This window comes from Aeromonas sp. 601039 (assembly GCF_049174415.1).
Taxonomy (GTDB): Bacteria; Pseudomonadota; Gammaproteobacteria; order Enterobacterales; family Aeromonadaceae; genus Aeromonas; species Aeromonas veronii_A.
Window position 1 is genome coordinate 67,914 of sequence record NZ_JAAKTL010000006.1, and the last position, 23,490, is coordinate 91,403.

At 60.0% G+C, this 23,490-nt stretch carries 27 protein-coding genes; 19 read left to right on the plus strand and 8 right to left on the minus strand.

The features are described 5' to 3' along the window. The first annotated feature begins 25 nt into the window (after positions 1 to 25). The 6 genes from G5195_RS07250 to G5195_RS07275 all read left to right on the plus strand — a co-directional run bounded on the left by G5195_RS07250 (position 26) and on the right by G5195_RS07275 (position 6,219). Positions 26 to 1,288 carry a GntP family permease gene (locus G5195_RS07250; RefSeq protein WP_139707427.1) on the plus strand — a complete coding sequence of 421 codons (1,263 nt, stop codon included), beginning with the start codon at positions 26 to 28 and terminating at the stop codon, positions 1,286 to 1,288. A gap of 9 nt (positions 1,289 to 1,297) precedes the next feature. After that, positions 1,298 to 2,431, plus strand: coding sequence for a glycerate kinase (locus G5195_RS07255; RefSeq protein WP_421222249.1), 1,134 nt, complete (start codon positions 1,298 to 1,300; stop codon positions 2,429 to 2,431). Between the two features lie 232 nt (positions 2,432 to 2,663). Next, the gene (locus G5195_RS07260) at positions 2,664 to 3,227 is read left to right on the plus strand and encodes an NnrU family protein (protein WP_042053314.1); all 564 of its coding nucleotides are present in this window, start codon (positions 2,664 to 2,666) and stop codon (positions 3,225 to 3,227) included. A gap of 58 nt (positions 3,228 to 3,285) precedes the next feature. Next, entirely contained in the window at positions 3,286 to 3,822 is a 537-nt protein-coding gene (locus tag G5195_RS07265; RefSeq protein WP_076495785.1) for a glutathione peroxidase, read from the plus strand. Positions 3,823 to 3,904: 82 nt separating this feature from the next. Further along, positions 3,905 to 4,840 (plus strand): LysR family transcriptional regulator, encoded by a 936-nt coding sequence (locus G5195_RS07270; RefSeq protein ID WP_042053315.1) that lies wholly within the window; start codon positions 3,905 to 3,907, stop codon positions 4,838 to 4,840. Positions 4,841 to 5,022: 182 nt separating this feature from the next. Next, positions 5,023 to 6,219, plus strand: coding sequence for a NupC/NupG family nucleoside CNT transporter (locus G5195_RS07275; RefSeq protein WP_227341896.1), 1,197 nt, complete (start codon positions 5,023 to 5,025; stop codon positions 6,217 to 6,219). 101 nt (positions 6,220 to 6,320) lie between these two features. Here G5195_RS07275 and G5195_RS07280 read toward each other — a convergent pair whose 3' ends face one another. From G5195_RS07280 to G5195_RS07300, 5 genes are all read right to left on the minus strand, one after another. Then, positions 6,321 to 6,740 (minus strand): DUF4426 domain-containing protein, encoded by a 420-nt coding sequence (locus tag G5195_RS07280; RefSeq protein WP_005340339.1) that lies wholly within the window; start codon positions 6,738 to 6,740, stop codon positions 6,321 to 6,323. A 43-nt stretch (positions 6,741 to 6,783) separates the two neighbouring features. After that, on the minus strand, positions 6,784 to 7,086 hold the full coding sequence (gene yggU, locus G5195_RS07285; protein ID WP_005340341.1) for a DUF167 family protein YggU: 303 nt from the start codon (positions 7,084 to 7,086) through the stop codon (positions 6,784 to 6,786). Further along, a complete protein-coding gene (locus tag G5195_RS07290; RefSeq protein ID WP_047436998.1) occupies positions 7,086 to 7,637 on the minus strand; it encodes a YggT family protein in 552 nt (183 codons plus the stop codon). Before G5195_RS07290 ends, yggU begins: the two co-directional genes overlap by 1 nt. An 11-nt stretch (positions 7,638 to 7,648) precedes the next feature. Next, positions 7,649 to 8,473, minus strand: a complete 825-nt coding sequence (gene proC, locus G5195_RS07295; protein WP_201990756.1) for a pyrroline-5-carboxylate reductase — start codon at positions 8,471 to 8,473, stop codon at positions 7,649 to 7,651. 141 nt (positions 8,474 to 8,614) lie between these two features. After that, positions 8,615 to 9,316, minus strand: a complete 702-nt coding sequence (locus G5195_RS07300; RefSeq protein ID WP_100654584.1) for a YggS family pyridoxal phosphate-dependent enzyme — start codon at positions 9,314 to 9,316, stop codon at positions 8,615 to 8,617. 39 nt (positions 9,317 to 9,355) lie between these two features. On the opposite strand from G5195_RS07300, the gene tapT reads away from it, so the two are divergent. From tapT to G5195_RS07320, 4 genes are all read left to right on the plus strand, one after another. Beyond that, positions 9,356 to 10,390 (plus strand): type IVa pilus ATPase TapT, encoded by a 1,035-nt coding sequence (gene tapT / locus G5195_RS07305; protein ID WP_005340354.1) that lies wholly within the window; start codon positions 9,356 to 9,358, stop codon positions 10,388 to 10,390. A gap of 28 nt (positions 10,391 to 10,418) precedes the next feature. Then, on the plus strand, positions 10,419 to 11,528 hold the full coding sequence (gene tapU / locus G5195_RS07310; RefSeq protein ID WP_227342977.1) for a type IVa pilus ATPase TapU: 1,110 nt from the start codon (positions 10,419 to 10,421) through the stop codon (positions 11,526 to 11,528). 47 nt (positions 11,529 to 11,575) lie between these two features. Then, positions 11,576 to 12,349, plus strand: a complete 774-nt coding sequence (yaaA, locus tag G5195_RS07315; protein WP_421222247.1) for a peroxide stress protein YaaA — start codon at positions 11,576 to 11,578, stop codon at positions 12,347 to 12,349. A 194-nt stretch (positions 12,350 to 12,543) separates the two neighbouring features. Beyond that, the gene (locus tag G5195_RS07320) at positions 12,544 to 12,969 is read left to right on the plus strand and encodes a hypothetical protein (protein WP_108613288.1); all 426 of its coding nucleotides are present in this window, start codon (positions 12,544 to 12,546) and stop codon (positions 12,967 to 12,969) included. A 360-nt stretch (positions 12,970 to 13,329) separates the two neighbouring features. On the opposite strand, the gene G5195_RS07325 is transcribed toward G5195_RS07320, so the two are convergent. Next, positions 13,330 to 13,821, minus strand: coding sequence for a methylated-DNA--[protein]-cysteine S-methyltransferase (locus G5195_RS07325; protein WP_421222245.1), 492 nt, complete (start codon positions 13,819 to 13,821; stop codon positions 13,330 to 13,332). Positions 13,822 to 13,853: 32 nt separating this feature from the next. Beyond that, positions 13,854 to 14,270 carry an alternative ribosome rescue aminoacyl-tRNA hydrolase ArfB gene (gene arfB / locus G5195_RS07330; RefSeq protein ID WP_019445599.1) on the minus strand — a complete coding sequence of 139 codons (417 nt, stop codon included), beginning with the start codon at positions 14,268 to 14,270 and terminating at the stop codon, positions 13,854 to 13,856. Positions 14,271 to 14,471: 201 nt separating this feature from the next. Here arfB and glnK point away from each other — a divergent pair, with 201 nt between their 5' ends. The 5 genes from glnK to G5195_RS07355 all read left to right on the plus strand — a co-directional run bounded on the left by glnK (position 14,472) and on the right by G5195_RS07355 (position 19,864). Beyond that, positions 14,472 to 14,810, plus strand: coding sequence for a P-II family nitrogen regulator (glnK, locus tag G5195_RS07335; RefSeq protein WP_005341406.1), 339 nt, complete (start codon positions 14,472 to 14,474; stop codon positions 14,808 to 14,810). Between the two features lie 258 nt (positions 14,811 to 15,068). Continuing rightward, a complete protein-coding gene (locus G5195_RS07340; protein WP_005340374.1) occupies positions 15,069 to 16,076 on the plus strand; it encodes a Fe(3+) ABC transporter substrate-binding protein in 1,008 nt (335 codons plus the stop codon). 39 nt (positions 16,077 to 16,115) lie between these two features. Further along, on the plus strand, positions 16,116 to 17,741 hold the full coding sequence (locus G5195_RS07345) for an ABC transporter permease (RefSeq protein WP_421235997.1): 1,626 nt from the start codon (positions 16,116 to 16,118) through the stop codon (positions 17,739 to 17,741). Positions 17,742 to 17,820: 79 nt separating this feature from the next. Then, complete coding sequence (locus G5195_RS07350; RefSeq protein WP_421222242.1) at positions 17,821 to 18,855, plus strand: ABC transporter ATP-binding protein; 1,035 nt, start codon at positions 17,821 to 17,823, stop codon at positions 18,853 to 18,855. A 103-nt stretch (positions 18,856 to 18,958) separates the two neighbouring features. Further along, positions 18,959 to 19,864, plus strand: a complete 906-nt coding sequence (locus tag G5195_RS07355; RefSeq protein ID WP_421222240.1) for a Dyp-type peroxidase — start codon at positions 18,959 to 18,961, stop codon at positions 19,862 to 19,864. Between the two features lie 90 nt (positions 19,865 to 19,954). Here G5195_RS07355 and argR read toward each other — a convergent pair whose 3' ends face one another. Continuing rightward, on the minus strand, positions 19,955 to 20,425 hold the full coding sequence (argR, locus tag G5195_RS07360; protein ID WP_005340378.1) for a transcriptional regulator ArgR: 471 nt from the start codon (positions 20,423 to 20,425) through the stop codon (positions 19,955 to 19,957). Positions 20,426 to 20,626: 201 nt separating this feature from the next. On the opposite strand from argR, the gene G5195_RS07365 reads away from it, so the two are divergent. From G5195_RS07365 to artM, 4 genes are read left to right on the plus strand one after another with little or no spacing between them, the layout of a single operon-like run. After that, positions 20,627 to 21,367, plus strand: a complete 741-nt coding sequence (locus G5195_RS07365; RefSeq protein WP_005357971.1) for an ATP-binding cassette domain-containing protein — start codon at positions 20,627 to 20,629, stop codon at positions 21,365 to 21,367. 24 nt (positions 21,368 to 21,391) lie between these two features. Continuing rightward, positions 21,392 to 22,129, plus strand: coding sequence for a transporter substrate-binding domain-containing protein (locus tag G5195_RS07370; RefSeq protein WP_421212783.1), 738 nt, complete (start codon positions 21,392 to 21,394; stop codon positions 22,127 to 22,129). 3 nt (positions 22,130 to 22,132) lie between these two features. Beyond that, complete coding sequence (gene artQ, locus G5195_RS07375; protein ID WP_043826111.1) at positions 22,133 to 22,783, plus strand: arginine ABC transporter permease ArtQ; 651 nt, start codon at positions 22,133 to 22,135, stop codon at positions 22,781 to 22,783. A gap of 3 nt (positions 22,784 to 22,786) precedes the next feature. After that, the gene (artM, locus tag G5195_RS07380; protein WP_123173799.1) at positions 22,787 to 23,449 is read left to right on the plus strand and encodes an arginine ABC transporter permease ArtM; all 663 of its coding nucleotides are present in this window, start codon (positions 22,787 to 22,789) and stop codon (positions 23,447 to 23,449) included. Positions 23,450 to 23,490: the final 41 nt, after the last annotated feature.

A 23,490-nucleotide genomic window follows, 5' to 3' on the forward strand; every position in this document is an offset into this window, starting at 1 on the left:
TTCACTCCCATTGAAGGTGTCCGTCATGATCCCGGTTACAGCCCTTGGCGCCATCGCGGCGCTCTCCATCGCCATCATCCTCATTTTGAAGAAGGTGCCGCCCGCTTACGGCATGATCGTGGGTGCCCTGGCCGGTGGCCTGATTGGCGGTGCCGATCTGACCCAGACCGTCGCCCTGATGATCGGCGGCGCCCAGGGGATCACCACTGCGGTGATGCGGATCCTGGCGGCCGGTGTGCTGGCGGGTGTACTGATCGAATCGGGCGCTGCCACCACTATCGCCGAGACCATCGTCAAGAAACTTGGTGAAACCCGCGCCCTGCTGGCGCTGGCGCTGGCAACCCTGATCCTGACTGCGGTCGGCGTATTCGTGGATGTGGCCGTTATCACGGTCGCCCCCATCGCGCTGGCCATCGCCCGCCGTGCCGACCTCTCCAAGGCGGCCATCCTGCTGGCGATGATCGGCGGCGGCAAGGCGGGTAACGTCATGTCCCCCAACCCTAACGCTATTGCCGCGGCTGATGCCTTCCATCTGCCCCTCACCTCTGTGATGGCGGCGGGCATCATTCCGGGTCTGTTCGGTCTGGTGATGGCCTACTGGCTGGCCAAGCGTCTGAACAACAAGGGCAGCAAGGTTGCTGCTGATGAGGTGGTGAGCTTTGCCGGTGCCAAGTTGCCAGGCTTTGCCGCCGCCATCAGTGCACCGCTGGTCGCCATCCTGCTGCTGGCTCTGCGTCCTGTTGCCGGTATCGTGGTGGATCCGCTGATTGCGCTGCCCCTCGGTGGTCTGGTCGGCGCCCTGATGATGGGTAAATTCAGCAAGGTGAACCAGTTTGCGGTCTCCGGCCTCGCTCGTATGGCGCCGGTGGCCATCATGCTGCTGGGTACCGGTACCCTGGCGGGCATCATCGCCAACTCCGGCCTGAAAGATGTGCTGATCAGCGGCCTGACCGCCTCCGGTCTGCCTTCTTACCTGCTGGCGCCCATCTCCGGTGCCCTGATGTCGCTGGCGACTGCCTCGACCACCGCCGGTACCGTGGTGGCCTCCAACGTATTCAGCTCCACCCTGATTGAACTGGGGATCAGCGGTCTGGCCGGGGCGGCCATGATCCATGCCGGTGCCACCGTGTTTGACCACATGCCCCACGGCTCTTTTTTCCATGCCACCGGTGGCAGCGTCCACATGGGGGTAGGTGAGCGCCTGAAACTTATCCCTTACGAAACTGCAGTCGGTCTGACCATTGCCACTGTCTCCACCCTGATGTTTGGCGTGTTTGGCCTCGCCTAAGGAATTGATATGAAAATTGTTATTGCCCCCGATTCATTCAAGGAGAGTCTGAGCGCCATGGCGGTGGCTGATGCCATCGAGGCCGGTTTCAAGCAGGTACTGCCGAACGCCACCTACGTCAAATTGCCGATGGCCGATGGCGGTGAAGGCACGGTGCAATCGCTGGTGGATGCCACCGGTGGCCGCATCCTGCCGGTCGAAGTGACCGCGCCCCTAGGTAACAAGGTGCAGGGCTTCGTCGGCCTGCTGGGTGATGGCCAGCGCGCAGTCATCGAGATGGCTGCCGCCTCTGGTATCCATCTGGTGGCGCCCGAGCAGCGCAATCCGCTGCTCACCTCCAGCTTCGGCACCGGCGAGCTGATCCTGGCTGCGCTGGAGATGGGAGTGAAGCACCTCATCCTCGGTATCGGCGGTAGTGCTACCAATGACGGCGGTGCCGGTATGATCCTGGCGCTCGGCGGCAAGTTGCTCAAAGCGGATGGTGCGCCTATTGCTCTGGGTGGCGCAGGTCTCAGTGAGCTCGCGACCATCGATCTGAGCAGTCTGGATCCGCGTCTGAGCGATCTGGTTATCGAGGTAGCGTGCGATGTGAACAACCCGCTGTGCGGCCCGAAAGGCGCCTCTGCGGTGTTTGGCCCGCAAAAGGGGGCGACCCCCGAGATGGTGGCGCAGCTCGATGCCAACCTCTCCCGTTATGCCGACTGCATTGAGCAGGCCCTTGGCAAGCAGGTGAAGGATATTCCGGGGGCGGGCGCTGCCGGTGGCATGGGGGCCGCGCTGGTCGGTCTGCTTGGTGCCGAACTCAAGCCCGGCATTCAGATCGTGATTGAAGCCCTGAAGCTGGCCGATGAAGTGGCCGATGCGGACCTGGTTATCACCGGCGAAGGGCGCATCGACAGCCAGACCATCCATGGCAAGACGCCAATCGGTGTCGCACGTTGCGCCAAGCAGTTCGGCAAGCCGGTGATCGGTATCTCCGGTTGCCTGACCGACGATTGCGGTGTGGTACATGATCACGGTCTGGACGCGGTATTCGCCGTGGTCAACCGCGCCATGTCTCTGTCGGAGGCGCTGGAGAGCGCCAGCACCAACATTCAGCTGACTGCGCGCAACGTAGCGGCGCTCTATCAGCTCAAGGGCTGATCCGGTTCGGCCGATGCGCCCCATCGGCCACTCAATATCCCCGTTTGGGGCATCTCCCATCCCGCGAGATGTCTGACTGCCCTGGCACTTATTTGCCGATCCATCGTGATCGGCTCTTTTCTTTCTGCTCCTTTGTCTTGCCACACTTTTGACTCCATGGGTCAGCGCGGTTTTGATAGGCGCAAATCTCCCTTTACGGCATAGTGGTCGTACCAAGTACAAGGAGAGACTCATGTTCCTGCTGACCCTGGGGGTTGCGCTGTTTACCCTGATCCATCTCTACCCCTGTTTTGCGGTGGCCCATCGGGCGCGGCTGCGCGAGCGGCTGGGGGAGAATCGCTACAAGGGGCTCTTCTCCCTGCTGGTGTTTGTCGCCATTGCCTGCATCATCGCTGGTTGGCGCTCGGCCAGCTCGCTGCCGCTCTACTTCCTGCCGGATTGGGGGCCGATGACCATGACGGTGATGATGCCCTTTGCGCTGATCCTCTTTTTCTCCGGCCAAGGGCCCAACCATCTGCGCCGCTGGCTGGTGCATCCCCAACTGCTCGGTACCCTGCTCTGGGCGGTGGCCCATCTGCTGGTCAACAGCGAGGCGCGATCTTTGGTGCTGTTTGGCGGCATCGGGCTGTGGGCGCTGGTGAGCATGGTCTGGATTTCGGTGCGGGACTGGCAGCGATATCCCCGCCCGGCGGCTAACTGGACGGGCACTGGCATCAGCGTCGGGGCGGGCCTGGCTGCCACCGCGCTGCTGGTGTTCTGGGGCCACGGCTGGCTGACCGGTATTCCATTGCATTGAGAGTGAACTGCGGCTCTGGTAACCGCGTATGATGGACAAAACAAAAGGAGTCTTGGCGATGAAATGGTTCACTCTGTTGCTGTTATTGGGGGCCGGCGCGGCCTCTGCGGCGTGCCCCGATTATTTCAATGTGGAGATGCGGGAGCTAAACAACTCTCAGCGCCACAACCTCTGTCAGCTGACCGAGGGCAAGGTGGTGCTGGTGGTCAATACCGCCTCCTACTGCGGCTACAGCGGCCAGTTCCGCGATCTGGAGCAGCTCTACCAGAGCTACAAGGATAAGGGATTGATTATTCTCGGTTTCCCCTCCAACGACTTCTGGCAGGAGGCGGGCAACGAGACCAAGACTGCTGAGGTATGCCGCCGCGACTATGGCGTCACCTTCCCGATGTTCAATCGGGTAGCGGTGCGGGGCTCCGATGCTGTGCCACTGTTCAAGGGGTTGGCGGCGGCCGCTGATGGGGATGAGCCGAACTGGAACTTCCACAAGTATCTGGTGGGACGCGATGGCAAGCTGATCGCCAGCTACGGCGCCAACCAGAATCCGGCTGACGACCCCCTCAAACTGCAGATCACCCGGGCGCTGGGGCTCTGACCCTACCCCTTGGCGGGCGGCTCTGGAATAATGGGCTACCGCCACTCAATCCGGTTATCCTGTGCTGCAACGTCTTCCTCAAATGGTGATCTTCGATGCGCTGGTGCGCGAGCAGGGGATCTCTGCCGCCGCCCGTCGTCTCGGGGTCTCCAAATCCCATATCAGCAAGCAGCTGGCGCTGCTGGAGACCACCCTTGGCGCCCAGCTGGTGCAGCGCACCACCCGCCGCTTCGTCCTGACCGAGCTGGGTCAGGAGTATGCCCGTCACTGCCATGCGCTGGTGGCGGTGGCGCAGGAGGCTGACTCCATGATCGCCGAGCGGCGTGGCAAGGTGAGTGGCGTGCTCCATCTCGGGGTGGGCCAATCTTTTGGTCGTCTGCACGTCATTCCTCATCTCAAGGCGTTTCAGGATCGCTATCCCGAGCTGGAGCTGGAGGTCTCGCTGTTCGACCACAGAACCAATCTGGTGGATGAGGGGCTGGATCTCTGGCTCACCACCTATGAGGACAAGCCGGAAGGGCTGGTGGGACAGCGGCTGGCCGACATTGGCTTCGTGGTGGCGGCTTCGCCGGATTACCTGCTGAGCCACGGTACGCCGCTCCATCCCAAGGATCTGGCCCAGCACAACTGCATCACTTACCAGAGTCGGGAGCGGCGCTATCACCAGTGGTCGTTTCGCCAGGGCAAGGAGCGCCAGACGGTGCAGGTGGCGGGCAACTATCGGGTGGATATGGCGGAGGCGGTGCGGGATGCGGCACTGGCCGGGCTCGGCATCGCCTATATCGCCAACTACTTGCTGGACAAGGAGTTACAGAGCGGCAAGCTAATCCCGGTGTTGCCAGGATGGCGACCGAACCAGCAGATGGCGGTACACGCCGTTTATGCCAGGCGCGAACATCTGGATCCCAAGATCCGTCTCTTCATCGATTTCCTCAAGGCCAGATTTGGCCCCGAACCCTATTGGGAGCAGCGACTGGTCCCCTGGCTCGGGGGTAAATTGTCCGGCAGTGAGGAATGATTGTTTCCATATAAAAACTCTCGATTTCTCCTGATACTAAAACCGAACCAAATCAGCCAGTTGGCGCAACCGATATCGTGCAAACGTTTTTTCTAACAGGCTTGTAACCAAGCGGACTTGCAGTGACGGGGTGAGAGGCGCAGAATCCGCGCCCATCTTTTGCCCCACCTGATGGAGTCCCTATGATTGCCCTGCTCGGCATCCTGAGTATCCTGGCGCTTGCCGTCATCTGCTCTGATAATCGTCGTCGTATCCCATTGCGAACAGTTGGTCTTGCCCTCTGTCTGCAAGTCATGTTTGCCGGTCTGGTGCTCTGGCTGCCTGCCGGTCAGCACGTGCTGAACGGGGTCAGCGAGAGCGTAAGCAGCGTGATCGGTTATGGTCAGGAGGGGATCGCCTTCCTGTTCGGCGATCTGGCCAAGTTCAAGCTGGGCTTCATCTTTGCCTTCAACGTGTTGCCGGTCATCATCTTCTTCTCCGCGGTGATCGCCATCCTCTACCACATCGGCATCATGCCGCGGGTGATCGCCCTGCTGGGTGGTGGCTTGCAGAAATTGCTGGGCACCGGCCGTGCCGAGAGCCTCTCCGCGACCGCCAACATCTTCGTCGGCATGGTGGAAGCGCCGCTGGTGGTCAAACCCTACCTCTCCAAGATGTCCGATTCCCAGTTCTTCGCGGTGATGAGCTGTGGTCTCGCTTCCGTCGCCGGTGGCACTCTGGTGGGCTATGCCAGCCTCGGGGTTGAGTTGAAATACCTGATCGCTGCCGCCTTCATGTCGGCCCCTGCCGGTCTGGCGATGGCCAAAATCCTGGTGCCGCCGGGAGCTGAAGAGGTCGATCACCATCAGGATGTTGAGATCCCCCGTGCCACCAACGTGATTGAAGCGGCGGCCGATGGCGCCATGTCCGGCCTCAATATTGCGGTGGCGGTCGGTGCGACCCTGCTGGCCTTCGTTGGTGTGATCGCCATGCTCAATGGCCTGCTCGGCTGGGCTGGCGGTCTGGCAGGGCTGGATCTGAGCTTCCAGATCATTCTGGGCTGGCTGTTTGCCCCCGTCTCCTGGCTGATCGGTGTGCCCTGGGATCAGGCACAAGCCGCTGGCGCCCTGATCGGTACCAAGATCGTGGTCAACGAGTTCGTCGCCTTTATCGGCCTAGTGCAGGATCAGACCCTGAGCGAGTCGAGCAAGGCCATCGTGACCTTCGCCCTGTGCGGCTTTGCCAACATCTCCTCCATGGCGATCCTGATCGGCGGTCTGGGCTCCATGGTGCCGGAGCGCAAATCCTTCATCGCCCGTTACGGCATGCGCGCCATTCTCTCCGGCGTGCTGGCGAACCTGATGAGCGCCTGTCTGGCCGGTCTGTTCCTCGCCCTGTAACAGTCGCGGTACGGAATAGATGTAACAAGGGCGCCCTGATGGCGCCCTTGTCATATGGATAAAATGAAGCCCCGGCCTTGGTCGGGGCTTCTTGTTGCTGCTCAGTCGACGTAGAAGGTCTGCTGGAAGCTGAGGTTCTGTTGCTGCCCACCGCCCATGATCTTCAGGGTGAACTGATAGGTATCTTCGTTGCGGTAGGGGAGGGTCGCCAGATAGTAGATGGCATCGCCCTCTTTTACCTCCTGAAAGTTCAGGGTGCGGATGGTGCCGGTCAGGTTCTTGGCCTCACCGGTGATCCCCACGGCTTGCGCCACTTTCTGCTTGTCCTGTACCGCGATATTGATGATGGCGTTGTAGCGACTGCGCTCCAGTCCATACGCTTTGGCGACCTCCGGTGTGAGGAAGCTGGAGTTGAAGGCGTTGTAGTGTACCAGCCAGGGCCCCAGCTCCTTCATCTGTTCTGCCTTGAGCGGCAGGGTCATCAGCAGTGCCAGCAGGCCACTCATCCAGGCTGTTTTCATCTGTCATCCCTCTCATATCTACGGTTGGCGCAGGCCGATTCATTCAACCTTGCGTGTCATTCAGCAGTGCACTCACTTCTTGCGGCAACTGTTTGGGACTGTCGATGGCGACGGTTTTGTGCCGTCCAAGCTCGCCCCGCACTATGGTGATCTGTCCCTTGGCCACCTTGAACTGCTTGGCCAGAAACTTGATCAGATGGCTGTTGGCTTGGCCATCGACGGGCGGCGCCGTGATGGCCACTTTCAGCTCTTCGCCATGCAATCCGATGATCTGATCCCGACTCGCCTTGGGCTGGATCACCAGATGCAGTACCAGTTCATCCCCTTGTTGCAGGACGGCTGGCATCAAATCATCCACCACAGCTGGCCAAACAGGTCACCCAGCAGGTAGTTGATGGCTTGCAGGCCGATAAAGGCGACCAGCACCGAGAGATCCAGCCCGCCCAGTGCCGGCAGTACGCGGCGGATAGGGGCGAGGAATGGCTCGGTCAGCTGATGCATCACGTATTCGATGGGGTTGCGGCCCTGGCTGACCCAGCTCAGGATGGCGCGGATCAGCAGTACCCAGAAGATCATCGAGCCGGCTTTCTTCAGCACGGTCAGCGCGGCAAACAGGCTGATGCTGAGCCAGTCCGCCAGCAGTACGTTCATGCTCTTGAGCAGGGCCAGCTTGGCGAAGGCGATGGCCAGCGCCAGCACCACGGAAGCGAGATCGATGCCGCCCAAGCCCGGGATAACGCGGCGCAGCGGGATCACCAGCGGATTGGTCAGCTTGACCACCATCTGGCTCATCGGGTTGTAGAAGTCAGCGCGGGCCCACTGCAGCCAGACGCGCAGCAGGATCACCATCAGGTAGAGATCGAAAACGGTGTTAATCAGAAAGTAAGCAGTGTTCATCTGGGCTCCTGTTAGAAGAGGGTTTCCATTTCGGTGGCACGAGCAACGGCCGCCTGCATGGCTTGCGCAGTCAGCGGCATCAGCCCCTGCTGCTGGAATGTCTTGATGGCTTCGGCTGTGGTGCCGCCCTTGCTGGTGACCTGCTCACGCAGGGTTTGCAGCGACAGCTCAGGGTTCTGCTCCACCATGGCGGCTGCGCCCAGCGCGGTCTGCTGCACCAGCAGGCGTGCCTGATCGGGCGAGAAACCCATCGCTTCGGCCTCTTCGGCGATGGCCTGCATAAAGAGGAAGAAGTAGGCCGGAGCACTGCCCGCCGCGGCGATGACGCCGTTGATGCCAGACTCCTGCTCCACCCAGAGGGTCTTGCCGACCGCCTGCATCATCTGCTCGGCAAACGCGCGATCACTGGCTCCAATATGCTCGGGGGCGTAGAGGCCGGTCATGCCCAGACCCAGCAGGGCAGGGGTATTGGGCATGGTGCGGATGATGCGGTCGTGGCCACCGGCCATCTCGCCAAGGCGCGCCACCTTGATACCGGCCGCGATGGAGATGAGCAGCTTGCCTTCAAGGGAGCCCAGCTCTTCAACCAGTGCTGCCAGCATGCCGGCCATCAGCTGCGGCTTGACTGCCAGCACGATCACTTCGGCGTCGCGGGCCGCCTCGGCATTACTCTGGGTGATGCGAATGCCATGTTCGCTCGCCAGCGTCTCCAGCTTGGGCAGACTGGGGTTGGCGGCCGTGATCTGCCCGGCGGGATAACCCGCCTTGACCAGTCCGGCGATGATGCTGCGGCTCATGTTGCCCGCGCCTATAAAGGCCAGCGTTCTATGCTGCATCAGATGCTCCTGTAGCACATGGGGTCGCGGCGGGGTTGGCGCTGCCTGCACCACCTGACGCCAGAATTCGGTGTTCCATCAAACGCTCCTGTTGATGAAGTCGGGCAAGAGGCGGACGTATGGGTTATCCGCTGGCCTTGCCTATGAGTAGTCACGGGCGCCGAAGATGGCGGTGCCGACCCGCACCATGGTGCTGCCGTGGGCGATCGCCAGTTCAAGATCCTCGGTCATGCCCATCGAGAGGGTATCCACCGTGGGGTATTGTCGCGCAAGCTCGGTGAACAGAGTCTGCATGCGGGTCATTTGGGCGGCCAGTACGCGCTCGTCACTGGTGTGCTCTGGAATGGCCATCAGTCCCCGCAGCACCAGTCGCTCACTTTGAGAGACCTGCTCGGCAAGGCGGAAAATCTCTTGTTCCGACGTTCCGGATTTGCTGCTCTCTCCGCTAATATTGATTTGCAGACAAACATTTAGCGGTGCCATTGTAGTTGGGCGCTGGTTGTTGAGGCGGTCGATCAGCTTGTCCCGATCCACGCTCTGCACCCAGTCGAACCGTTCGGCGACCAGTTTGGATTTGTTCGATTGCAAAGGGCCGATAAAGTGCCACTCTATGTCGCTATATTCCGGCTGCTGGCGCAAGGTATCGATCTTGGCCGCTGCTTCCTGAGCGTAGGATTCGCCAAAGCAGCGCTGACCTGCGGCATGGGCGGCCATGATGGCCTCGACCGGCTTGGTCTTGCTCACGGCCAGCAGGCGGATCTGCTGCAGGTTGCGGCTAGCCCGTTCGGCGGCCTGGGCAATACGTTCCTTTACCTGAAACAGGTGCTGGGCAATCTGGTTCATATTTCGTTAGTGATCTTGTGATGGGAGAATGACAAGTCTATGGATATCACAGAGTTATTGGCTTTCAGTGTAAAGCATAAAGCCTCGGATCTACACCTCTCGGCCGGGGTTCCCCCGATGATCAGGGTTGATGGTGAGGTTCGCAAGATCAATTTGCCCGCCCTGGAACACCGGGAAGTGCATGCCCTCATTTACGACATCATGAACGACCATCAGCGCAAGGAGCTGGAGGAGAACTTCGAGGTCGATTTCTCGTTCGAGGTGCCCAATCTGGCCCGTTTCCGGGTCAACGCCTTCCAGCAGGCGCGCGGTTCGGGCGCGGTATTTCGTACCATCCCCAGCACTGTGCTGAGCCTCGAAGATCTCGATGCGCCGGAGATCTTCCGCAAGATTGCCGAGTTCCCGCGGGGTCTGGTGTTGGTGACCGGCCCGACCGGTTCCGGTAAGTCGACCACCCTGGCGGCCATGGTCAACTACATCAACGAGAACTTCCATCACCACATCCTCACCATCGAGGACCCCATCGAATTCGTCCACGAGAACAAGCGCTGCCTGGTGAACCAGCGGGAAGTACACCGTGATACCAAGAGCTTCAGCAACGCCCTGCGCTCGGCCCTGCGGGAAGACCCGGACATCATTCTGGTGGGCGAGATGCGCGACCTTGAGACCATTCGTCTGGCCATGACTGCCGCCGAAACCGGCCACTTGGTGTTTGGCACTCTGCACACCTCGTCGGCGGCCAAGACCATCGACCGTATCATCGACGTCTTCCCTGGTGCGGAGAAGGACATGGTACGCTCCATGCTCTCCGAATCCCTGCGGGCGGTCATCTCCCAGACCCTGCTCAAGCGCATTGGTGGCGGTCGGGTGGCAGCGCACGAGATCATGATGGGCATTCCGGCGGTGCGTAACCTCATTCGGGAGGACAAGATTGCCCAGCTTTACTCGGTGATCCAGACCGGGATGACCCACGGCATGCAGACCATGGATCAGAGCCTCAAGCAGCTGGTGAGTCGTGGCGTGGTGGCATCCCTCGATGCCAAGGCCAAGGCCGTTGATCCCAACAGCATTTAAGCGACTTGTACCCAGGGAGGGATAAATGATGAATCTGGATGATCTGCTGAGCGAGCTGGTCGAGCGAAAGGGATCGGATCTGTTTGTGACGGTGGGCTCGCCGCCCACCCTCAAGGTAAATGGCCATCTGGTGTCGCTGGGGGGAGACGCGCTCGACAAGAAAGGGGCGCTGACGCTGGTCAGGGATACCCTCAGCAGCGATCACTTCGAGCGCTATGTCCGCACCAAGGAGGCCAACTACGCGATTTACCGCGAGGCGCTGGGTCGCTTTCGGGTCAGCGCCTTCTGGCAGCAGGAGCTGCCCGGTATGGTGATTCGTCGTATCGAGACCCGCATTCCCACCTTTGAAGATCTGCAGCTCCCCAGGATCCTGCAGGAGGTGGCGATGGCCAAGCGCGGGCTGGTGCTGTTTGTCGGTGCCACCGGGGCGGGTAAATCGACCACTCAGGCGGCGATGATCGGCTATCGCAACCAGCATGCCGATGGTCATATCCTGACGGTGGAAGACCCGGTGGAGTTCGTCCATCAGCATGGCCGTAGCCTGGTGACCCAGCGGGAGGTGGGGATCGATACCGAGTCATTCGATGTGGCGCTGAAAAGTTCGCTGCGACAGGCGCCGGACGTGATCCTGATCGGCGAGATCCGCAGTCAGGAGACCATGGAGTTTGCCCTTCAGTTCGCCGAGACTGGCCATCTCTGTCTCGCCACTTTGCATGCCAACAACGCCAACCAGGCGCTGGATCGCATCCTCCATCTGGTGCCGCAGGAGAAACATCGCCAGTTTCTGTTCGATCTCTCCTTCAACCTCAGAGCCATTGTCGCCCAGCAACTGGTGCCGAGTGTCGATGGTTTGCGGCGCAGTGCGGCATTCGAGATCCTGCTCAATACCCCGCTCATCACCGACATCATCCGCAAGGGAGAGATGCACCGTCTCAAGGAGGTGATGACCAAATCTGCCGAACTGGGCATGCAGACCTTCGATCAGGCGCTTTTCAGCCTGTTCTGCGCCGGCCAGATTGGCTACAGTGAGGCCCTCGCCCATGCCGACTCGGCCAACGACCTGCGGCTGCTGATCAAGCTCTCCGGTCGCGAGCAGCTGGGGTCCGGCACACTGGAAAATGTGACGCTGGATGAATGAAACATGGGGCCGATCCGCTGTTCGGCCCCTAGCCAGAAAGGAACGTTATGCTGATTGTGGTTTCCCCGGCCAAGACGCTGGATTACGAGTCACCGCTGGTGACCCCCCGTTTCACCCAACCCGAGCTGCTGGATCACTCCGCCGAACTGATTAGCCGGGCCCGCCAACTGAGCCCTGACCAGATCGCCACTCTGATGAAGATCAGCGACAAGCTGGCCGGTCTCAATGCCGCCCGGTTTGCCGAGTGGCAGCCAGATTTCACCCCCGCCAATGCCCGTCAGGCGCTGCTGGCCTTCAAGGGGGATGTCTACACCGGTTTGGCGGTAGAGGATTTCAGCGAGGCCGATTTTGACTTCGCTCAGGCACACCTGCGGATGCTCTCCGGCCTCTATGGAGTGTTGCGTCCCCTCGACCTGATGATGCCCTATCGGCTGGAGATGGGGACCAAACTCGACAATAGTCGCGGCAAGGATCTTTACCAGTTCTGGGGGGGGGTGATCACTCACCACCTCAACGACGCGCTGGCAGCACAGGGGGATGAAGTGCTGATCAATCTGGCCTCCGACGAGTATTTCAAGTCGGTACGACCCAAGAGCCTGAAAGGGCGGATTGTCACGCCGGTGTTCAAGGATGAGAAGAACGGCCAGTTCAAGATCATCAGCTTCTACGCCAAGAAGGCGCGCGGCATGATGGCTCGCCACATCATCAAGCACCGTCTGACCGAGGTGGAGCAGCTGACCGGTTTCAACGCCGAGGGTTACTACTTTGTGCCGGAAGAGTCGGACGCCAATACCCTGATGTTTAAACGCGCCGAAAATTAATTACAAAAAGAGGGAACCAATCTTTCGACCCGCGGGTCTGAATATGTGAATCCTCTGTTGTAAGCACTTTTTATTCGCCGACGTTTGATACGTCGGCTTTTTTATTGCCGTTTTTATTGTCCATCGATTGCCTTCGCCGGGACTATGTGGTTCAGATAGACTCAAGACAGGGAGCGAGTCGTCGTGAGGTGAATATGGAACAGAAAAATGCCATTCGGCAGGTTGCCGTCCCTTGGGCTCCGTCCCGCCAGCTACCGCCTGGTCTGGTTGTGGCCGAGCTGCATCAGGATCTCTGGAGCGACTCCCTGACCATCATGCTGGGGCGGGCGCGCAGCATCGATCTGCCCCCGCAAATCCTCTGCCGGGTCTATTTTCGCCATATCTACGCCCTGCGGGTTATCGAAGATTGCGATCTGGCCGAGGGGAAGGATAGTCACACCATCGAAGAGCAGATCCAGCTCATCACCCCATCCCGTTTTGCCAGCTGGTTCCATCAGGAGTCGGATGGTCTGCATCTGGATGAAGATCTGCAGCACTATCGCATCTCGACCTGGGATTATTGCGCCGATGTGCTGACCTCATCGGCGCCGGAGCTGCAGTTCCTGCCCCAGAGCGAGTAGCCCGCTGTTACGTCAGAGGCGAAGGATGATCCTTCGCCTCTTGGTTTTTGGGCGGGCGCAGATTTTGTGGCGCTCAGGCCACTCAACCCGGGTGGTGGCCTGTTGTGTTGGCACAAAAAAAGCGCCTCAGAGGAGGCGCGGGGAAAAAGACAGATTGGAAGCGTCACATGGGTGCTACTTGAATCAGCGAATGAGCCGTGCCATTCAAGTATGGAGCCATCATGCCAAGCTCAATCTGAAGTAGTTCTGAGGCGATTCTTCATTTTCTGTTCATCTTGTCAGCAAAACGTGGCCACTGGCTGAAAGCCTTTTCATGCTGGTCACGATATTGTCCCGTCCCTCTCCGGGGTGGTCATCGTGTCATGGGGCCAGCTCGAATGTTGTGCCTGCCTGTTCCAGTGCCAGCAACCAGCGCTTGATGGGAATGCCGCCAGCATAGCCGGTCAGATCGCCGCTGCGTCCGATCACCCGATGGCAGGGCACTATGATGCTCAGCGGATTGCGGCCGTTGGCGGCGCCCACAGCCCGCACCGCCTTGGGATTGCCGATCGCCTGGGCAATCTCGAGATAGCTCACGGTCTCGCCATAGGGGATATCACACAAAGCGTTCCACACCGTTTGCTGGAACGGGGTGCCCTTCGCTGCCATGGGAAGATCGAACTGCTGCAATTTTCCGGCGAAATAGGCGGTGAACTGCTCGACGAAAGGAGCAAGAGCCAGGTCATCACGCAGCCACTCATCGGTCGGAGTTACCGGCTGCTCCCCCTGCACAAACTCCACATAGCGCAGACCATCCTGATCGATGGCGACCAGCAGCGGGCCGCGGGCGCTGTCGCAAAAACTGTATCTCATCGGCTGACATCCTTTGGGAGTTGGGGGGGGGCTCAGTCCAGAACCGGTTTGCCGCGGGCGGATTTGATATCCCCCTTGCGCTTTTTGGCATCGACCCGTTTGCGTTGGGAGCTGCGGGTCGGCTTGGTGGCATGGCGAGCCTTGGGGCGCCAGGCTGCTTTTTTCAGCAACTCCACCAGACGGCTCATCGCCTCCTTGCGGTTCATGTCCTGGCTGCGATGGCTCTCGACCCGGATCAGGACAAAGCCATCGTGTACCCGGCTGTCGCTCAGCTTGTCGAGACCCTCCTTGTAGAGGGGCGTCAGGCTGGGAGAGTTGCGGTAATCGAAGCGCAACCAGACGGCGGAGTCGGTCTTGTTGACGTGCTGTCCGCCGTTGCCCTGTGCCCGCATGGTCTGAAATTGCAGCTCATGCCAGGGAATCGTGACGCTGTTGGAGATAACTAACATGCTGTTTTGCTCTTGTTTGGTGCATACCCGCTGACCGCTGCAGCATGGTGCCTCATTATGGGGCGTGCTGGCCGGTTATGGGGATGAGCCTGACGAATGGCGCCGGCATTAAACTCTATCTACATGAAATATAACAATAAAAATACTTGGCATAAGAATTGAAACCCGATTCATGACACACCATGGATTGGGAGCAACCAGATGAAGCTGATTAGTGCGATTATCAAACCGTTCAAGTTGGACGATGTCCGCGAGGCTATTGCCAACCTGGGGGTGGAAGGGCTGACCGTGTCCGAGGTCAAGGGATTTGGCCGCCAAAAGGGACACACCGAATTATACCGGGGAGCCGAGTATCAGGTCGACTTCCTGCCCAAGGTGAAGCTGGAGATTGCTACCGCCGATGATAACGTGGAAGGGGTGATCGAGGCGATCTGCAAGGCGGCCTATACCGGCAAGATCGGCGACGGCAAGATTTTTGTCTACGACTTGCTGCAAGCGGTGCGCATCCGCACCGGCGAGAGTGACGACGAGGCGCTGTGATGAACCGCATCCGTGACGTACAGATCTGTTGACCTCCCGACCTCGGGGCATCCCGATGGCGTGAGCGCTTATTGAAGCCTGATCAACATAACGTTTTGCTCAGGAGAGGCCGAATGGGATTCCATCCGGCCCTTTTCATTTATGGGCGATTAAATATGTGATGTGGCGACGGCGAGCTTTCTTGATCCGCTTATAAGATGTATGCAGAATGCAAACGGAAATCGTTATCACTCTGTATAGCTAATCAAGGAATGGATGATGAAAATGAAGATGTTGGCACTGGCTTTCTCTGCGTTGGCGGCTCAGTCGGCATTGGCGGCCGGGGAAGTGAATGTCTACTCCAACCGCCAGGATGAGCTGATCAAGCCCATCATCCAGCAGTTCGAGAAGGAATCTGGCATCAAGGTGAACGTGGTGTTCGCCAAAGAGGGGTTGAACGAGCGTCTGGAGCGGGAAGGCAAGCTCTCTCCGGCCGACCTGATGCTGACCGTCGATATCAGCCGTCTGACCGATCTGGTGGACAAGGGGTTGGTGCAGCCGGTGGATAGCAAGATCCTGCAGGAGAACATCCCCGCCATCTATCGTGATCCGGAGAATCGCTGGTTCGCCCTGACCACCCGGGTTCGCGCCATCTACTCCAGCAAGGATCGCCTCGGCAAGCTCGACACCATCAGCTACGAAGATCTGGCCAAGCCTGAATTCAAAGGAAAAATCTGCACCCGCAGCGGCAAGCATGAGTACAATGTGGCGCTGGTCTCCTCCATGATTGCCCATCACGGCATGGCCGAGACCAAAACCTGGCTGGAAGGGGTCAAGGCCAACCTGGCGCGTAAACCGCAGGGCAACGACCGGGATCAGGTCAAGGCGATCAAGGATGGTATCTGTGACGTGTCACTCGGCAACAGCTACTATCTGGGTGCCATGTTGAAAGATCCGGCGCAGAAGTCCTGGGCGGATGCGGTCTATATCAACTTCCCGAACCAGGCTGACCGCGGTGCCCACGTCAACGTGAGTGGCGTGGCCATGACCAAGTATGCCAAGAACAAGGCCGAGGCCCAGAAGCTGATGGAGTTTCTGGCTGGCGACACCGCCCAGCACATGTATGCGGACGTGAATGCCGAATATCCGGTCAAGGCCGGGGTCGAGCCTTCCGCCATGGTCAAGTCCTGGGGCAGTTTCAAGTCTGACGCGCTACCGGTCAGCGATTACGCCAAGCACCGCAAGGACGCCTTGCAGTTGCTGGATGAGGTGAAGTTCGACTTGTAATCAGATGGGGCCAACGGCCCCATCAACATCTGTGGTCTCATGAAAAATTTTGGATGGATGACCGGCAGCTGGGCCATCGCCCTGCTGCTGGGTTTACCGGTTATAGCCCTGCTTTTCTCTGCCTTCTCGGCTGAGGGAGAGCTGTTTCGCCACCTCGCCGATACCGTGCTGCTCGATTATCTGGGCAATACCCTGGGGCTGGTGGTCGGCGTAGTATTGCTAAGCCTGCTATTTGGCGTGCCCACCGCCTGGCTGGTGGCCATGTGTCAGGTGCCGGGGCGCCGTGCCCTGCAATGGGCCTTGATGCTGCCGATGGCGATGCCCTCCTATATCGTCGCCTACGTCTATACCGACCTGCTCGACTACTCGGGCCCGCTACAGGCCGGGTTGCGAGCACTCTTTGGCTGGAACAGTCCTGCCGATTACTGGTTTCCGGCCATTCGCTCCCTTGGCGGCGCCGCCTGGGTGCTGGCGCTGGTGCTGTTCCCCTATGTCTATTTGCTGACCCGCGCCTCTTTTCTCGAGCAGTCAGTCAGCCTGATCCACTCCAGCCGCCTGCTCGGCTGTACCCCGTGGCAGAGCTTTCGCCGCCTCAGTCTGCCGCTGGCGCGCCCCGCCATCATGGTGGCGGTATCGCTGGTGGCGATGGAGACCTTGGCCGACTTTGCCACCGTCCACTTTTTTGCCATCAACACCCTGACCACGGCGGTCTACGACACCTGGCTTGGCTATGGCAGTCTTGCCACCGCGGCCAAACTCTCCTGCCTGATGCTGCTGGCTGTGGTGCTGCTGATCGCGCTGGAGCGCCGCTCGCGCAGTCGGCAGCAGGTGTTCCAGAAGTCCATGGGCCATGAGCAGCCGCTGCGCTATCCGCTCAAGGGGATTGGCCGTTGGTTGGCCTGTCTCTGGTGCTGGGGGCTGGTGCTGGCCGGTTTTGGTCTGCCATTCGTCATCCTGCTCGATTACGGCGTGCGTTACTTCGAGTTGTCGTGGACGCCGGAGTTCGTCCACTTCGCCGGCAACAGCTTGGCTATCTCGGCGCTGACAGCTCTGCTGGCGATGGGGATTGCCCTGTTGCTAGGCTTCTTCCGCCGCCTCGATGGCGGGATAAAGAGTCTGTTGCCCCTGCGCATCGCCGCCATGGGCTACGCCATGCCGGGTACTGTGCTGGCCATCGGGGTGCTGGTGCCGCTCACCGCCCTCGATTTTGCCATCAACGATCTCGCCGAGTGGTTGGGGCGTCAGGGGCCGGGGCTACTGCTGACCGGCACCATCACCGCTATCGTGTTCGGCTATCTGGTGCGCTTCGTGGCCATCGCCATCGGCTCGGTGGAGAGCAGCATGGGCAAGATCTCCCCCAGTCTCGACATGGCTGCCCGCTCCCTGGGACAGGGGGATGGCGGCATGCTGCGCCGGGTCCATCTGCCGCTGGTGCGCCGTGGTCTGTTTGCCGGTGCCATGCTGGTATTCATCGAATCCATGAAGGAGCTGCCCGCCGCTTTGCTGCTGCGGCCGTTCAACTTCGATACTCTGGCGACCCACGTCTACCAGTTCGTCTCGGATGAGATGCTGGAGCGCGGCGCGCTGGGGGCCATCGTTATCGTGCTGGTGGGACTGTTGCCGCTGATCTGGGTCAACCGCAGTCTGGACAGTCCGGGTCACTGAGTCGCCGCGTCGGCCAATGAAATTGCATGCGGTGCGCTGAAAAAGGCCGCGCACCGCCAGAAACGAGAGGAAGTCAGCCTTGTCCTGTTTGCAGGTTGAAAATGTCAGCTGCCGTTACAACGGCCGCAATGTGCTGGAACAGCTCTCCCTGACGGTGGCAGACAACGAGATCGTCTGCCTGCTGGGAGCCAGTGGCTGCGGCAAAACCACGTTGCTCAAGGCCATCGCCGGCTTGCTGCCGTTGGCAGAGGGCTCGATTCGCCTCGGTGATACCCTGCTCGACGGGCCGAGTGCCAGCATGCCGCCCGAGGCGCGTAACATCGGCATGATCTTTCAGGATTACGCCCTCTTTCCCCACCTGACGGTGGCCGACAATGTCGGCTTTGGCCTGACCAAACTCGATCGCCGCGCCCGCCAGCAGCAGGTGGACGAGGCGCTGGCGCTGGTCAATCTGCAGGGACTGGGGGATCGCTATCCGCACCAGCTCTCCGGTGGTCAGCAGCAGCGGGTAGCCATCGCCCGGGCGCTGGTGTGCAAGCCGCGGCTGATGCTGCTGGATGAGCCCTTCTCCAACATCGATACCCAGGTGCGGATGAAGTTGATCCTCGAGATCCGCGCCCTGCTCAAGCAGCAGGGGATCGGCGCCATCTTCGTCAGCCACAGCAAGGAGGAGGCGTTCGCCTTCGCCGATCGGCTGGCGCTGTTTCGCGCCGGTCACATCGAGCAGGTGGGCCAGCCTGAGCAGCTCTATCGCCGCCCGCAAAACCGTTTCGTGGCGGAGTTTCTCGGCGGGGTCAACTATCTGGCCGCCGAGGTGGTGGACAGCCACTGCGTGCAGACGGCGCTCGGGGTCATTTGTGGCAGCGAGCCTCATGGCCGCGCGGTGGGTGAGCAGTTGCAGCTGATGCTCAGACCCCAGCAGTTGTTGCTGGAGAGTGCCGCAGATGGCGATCTCAAGGTGGTGGAGCAGCAGTTCCTCGGCCACCACTGCCGGGTGCTGTTCGAGTGTGGCGATCTGCAGCTGGAGGCGAGCATTGGCGAGCCCCTTGATGGGATGCGGGCACGGATCAAGGTCGCACCCCATGGGCTGGTGTTGTTTGACCCTTTGCCCTGAACGCGTGATATCGTCGTGAAATCAAAGAACTGGATCCACTCTGGTTTATAATCGCGCAACGCAAATAGCCCGTAACGCTAACGCCTACTCAGGGGAGAGATATATGAAAGCCCAAGCCGGGATCTGCGCAGAGCCGAATCTGCACGCCCTCTATCTGATGTTCAATCGTATCGGTGATGCCGCCGAACTGGTCGGCCGTCTGGCCAAACTGCCCGCCTTGTGGCAGGCGGTGGCTGCCGATTTCCCCGAGGCCGGGTTCAGCGGTCTGGTTGCCGTTGGCGCCGATGCCTGGGATGGTCTCTACCCTGCCGCCCGTCCGCCCCAGTTCCGCAGCTTTATGGCGCAATCCGCCAACGGTCAGGAAGCCCCCAACACCCCGTTTGATCTCTTTATTCAGCTGCGCGCCGATCGGGTGGATGTGCTGCACCACGCAGGTCACCGTGTGATGGCACTGCTGGCCGGACTGGTCGAGCTGGCCGAAGAGGTGCGCGGTTTCCGCAATCTGGATTGCCGTGACCTGACCGGTTTCGTTGATGGCACCGAGAACCCGCAGGATGAGCACCGTGCCGAAGTGGCGCTGGTGGCCGATGGCGAGTTTGCCGGTGGCTCCTACATTCACGTCCAGCGCTGGGTACACGCCATGAGCGACTGGGAGAAGCTGGCGCAGAAAGAACAGGAAGACATTATCGGTCGCACCAAGCCCGACAACATCGAGTATGAGTCTGCTGCCAAGCCGCTGACCGCCCACATCAAGCGGGTCAACCTCAAGACGCCGAAAGGGGAGTCCATGGAGATCCTGCGCCAGAGCATGCCCTGGGGCACCATGACCGAGCAGGGACTCTACTTCATCTCCTGCTGCCGCACTCCGCAGCACTTCAACGCCATGCTGGCCAGCATGTACAAGGGGGAGGACAGCCACTTTGACCACCTGCTGCGCTTCACCAAGGCCGTGACCGGCGCGGCTTTCTTCGCTCCATCTGAAGGTTTTCTGATGGCGCAGGGTAAATAAGCCCGCCTGACGAAGACTCAGAAAACAAAAATCCCGGCCTTGGCCGGGATTTTTCGTTCTGGCGTGACCGCAATGATGCGGTAGCGGCCATTACGGCGTCTGTTCGAACAGCTCGAGGGCGGAGAGATAGAGCTCTTCGATATCGGTATCGCTGGTCGGGGTGATGAAGATGGTGTCATCACCGGCGATGGTGCCGAGGATCCCCTCTGCCTTGCCGAGGGAGTCGAGCAGGCGGGCGATCAGCTGGGCCGCGCCCGGGCTGGTGTGGATCACCACCAGTGCGCCGTTGTGATCGACGTCCAGTACCAGATTCTTGAGCGGGCTGGAGGTGGTGGGGACACCCAGTTCCACCGGCAGGCAGTAGACCATCTCCATCTTGGCGTTGCGAGTGCGAACGGCGCCGAAGCGGCTCAGCATGCGCGATACCTTGGACTGGTTGATGTTCTCGAAGCCCAGCTCTTGCAGGGCGGTGACGATTTCTGCCTGGGAGCCAAAGCGCTCTTCTTTCAGCAAGGCTTTAAAGGCCTTGGCCAGTTTTTCTTGCTTGTCGTTGTGTTTCATCTTGGTCTCACGAATGAGGAGGTGTGGCGGCCTGTGCGATACAGGCGGCAGATACGAACAGCGGGGCCATTTTGCATTCATATGCCGTTTTTTGCAAGGAAGCGGCGCTTGTTCTGCATATTGATTCAAAAATGGCTTGCATCAACCTTTATTAGGGATAGAATCGGGATGAAATTTTGAAAACTTATTCAATTGGGCTGTATGGGTATTGAATTAATAGGTATCGAGAAGTCCTGGCACAAGGTGCCGGTTCTGCAACAGGTCAGCTTTCGGACATCCCCCGGTGAAACCTTGGTGTTGCTGGGCCCGAGCGGTGCTGGCAAGAGTTCCCTGCTACGGATGATGAACCTGCTGGATACCCCGGATGCGGGTGTTCTGCGGATTGGCGAAAGTGAATTTTCTTTCCCGAACTCCCTCTCTGCTGCCGAATTCAACCGCCAGTCCCAACTGCTGCGTCGCAAGGTGGGCATGGTGTTCCAGCAGTACAATCTCTGGCCACATCTCACAGTGATGGAGAATCTGATTGAAGCGCCGGTCAAGGTGCTCGGCATGAGCAAGGAGGCCGCCATCGAGAAGGGGGCCTACCTGCTGGCTCAGCTGCAACTGGCCGACAAGCGCGATGCCTGGCCTGCCCGTCTCTCTGGCGGTCAGCAGCAGCGGGTGGCCATTGCCCGTACCCTGATGATGGACCCGGAAGTGCTGCTGTTTGACGAGCCGACAGCTGCCCTCGATCCCGAGATCACCAAAGAGGTGGCCGAGATCATCCGCAACCTGAGCCAGACCGGCATTACCCAGGTGGTGGTGACCCACGAGGTCGACTTTGCCCGCAAGGTGGCCAGCCAGGTGATTTATCTGGAGAAGGGGCGGATCATCGAATCCGGCACCGCCGCCATTTTCCAATCCCCGCAAACCAGCCGGTTTGCCGAATTCTTGATGCATTGATATTGAATCGATAAGGAAGCTGTCATGAAAAAGAGTCTGTTGTTGGTTGCTGCCATGGGCCTGTTGAGTACCTCCGTCATGGCCAAAGAGATCAAGTTCGTCACCGAGGCCACCTACGCACCGTTCGAATACCTGGATGACAAGAACGAGTTTCAGGGTTTTGACATCGATCTGGCGCGCGCCATCTGCGAGCAGGCCAAGCTGGAGTGCAGCTTCCACAACCAGGCCTTTGACAGCCTGATCCCCAGCCTCAAATTCCGTCGCTACGATGCCGCCATCGCCGCCATGGACGTGACCCCTGAGCGGGCCGCTCAGGTCGATTTCTCCGACATCTACTACGAGAACTCGGCCGTATTCGTCGCCAAGAAAGGGGCCTTCAAGGGGCCGGAAGAGATGGTCGACAAGACAGTCGGCGTGCAGAACGGTACCTCTCACCAGTCCTATCTGGTTGATAACTGGGTGAGCAAGGGTCTGCTGACCGTGCCGTACGCCAGCTACCAGAGCGCCTTCCTCGACATGATGAATGGCCGTACCGACGGTGTCTTTGCCGATACCGCCGTTGCTGCCGACTGGCTGAAGCAGCACAAGGAGTATGCGGTGGTGGGTGCGCCGGTGACGGATGCCAAGTACTTCGGTACCGGCTTTGGCATCGCGGTCGCCAAGGGCAATCAGGAGCTGCTGACCCAGCTGAACAAGGGGCTGGCCGAGATCAAGGCCAACGGCACCTATCAGAAAATCTTCGACAAATACTTCGCGCAGTAAGCCATGTTGAGCCTGTTGTTGGATGCAGCCTGGATGACCCTCGGGCTGGCCTTGGCATCACTGGTCGGGGGCATGGTATTGGCGCTGGCGTTCAGTGCCGCCGAGCTCAGCAAGCAGCGTGCATTGGTGTGGCCGGTGGCCACCCTGACCACGCTGATCCGTGGTCTGCCCGAGTTGCTGGTGGTGCTGTTCATCTACTTCGGCTCGACCCAGGTGCTGTTCCTCATCACTGGCGAGTATGTGGAGTTCAGCCCGTTCGCCTGTGGCGTGCTGGCGCTCTCCCTGCTGTTTGCCAGCTATGCGACCCAGACCCTGCGGGCGGCGCTCAATGCGGTGCCTTCAGGTCAACGGTTGGCGGCGCTGGCGTTGGGGTTGAGCAAGAGCCACATCTTCTTTCGCATCGTGTTGCCGCAGGCGTGGCGTCATGCCCTGCCGGGCCTCGGCAACCAGTGGCTGGTGTTGCTGAAAGATACCGCGCTGGTGTCGCTTATCGGGGTCAACGAGATGATGCGTCAGGCGCAGATGGCCTCGGCCAGTACCTATGAGCCTTTCACCTGGTATGCCGCCGCCGCCCTCATCTATCTGGCCATCAGTCTGGTGAGTGAATATGGCCTCGGGCTGGCTGCCCGCTACACCCGCCGCTACGGAGGCTAACTGATGCAAGAGTATCTCGTTACGTTGCTGGGCGGTCTGGTCACCACGCTGGAACTGACCCTGTTCAGCCTGCTGCTGGGGATTGTGCTGGCGACCCTGATGACCTGGGTGCTGGAGCTGCGCCTGCCGGTGGCGACCCAGCTGGTGCAGCTGTGGGTGCTGCTCTTTACCGGTACGCCGCTGCTCATTCAGATCTTCCTGATTTACTACGGGCCGGGCCAGTTCGAGTGGCTGAAAGCCAGCCCGCTCTGGCCGCTGCTCAAGCAGCCCTGGTTCTGCGCCGTGCTGGCGCTGGGTCTCAACACAGCGGCTTACTCCACCCGGTTGTTCAAGGGGGCGCTCGATGCCATCCCGGCCGGTGAAGTAGAGGCGTGTCGTGCGCTTGGCTTTAACGGCCGCCAGACCTTGTGGATGAAGGTGCGCCATGCCGCCCGTCATCTGGTGCCTGCCTACTCCAACGAGGTGATCCTGGTGCTCAAGGGGAGCTCCCTCGCCAGTACTATCACCATCATGGACATCATGGGGCTGGCGCAGGGGTTGAACGCCCAGACCTACGATACCCTGGCTGTGTTCGGGGTGGCTGGTGGGCTTTATCTGGCGATGAACGGATTGTTAACAATTGGTTTTCGCTGGTGTGAAAAACGGGCGCTGGCATTCCAATCCTGAGACCCTCAGATCTACCTCTTTATGGTAAGGAGAAGTGCAGA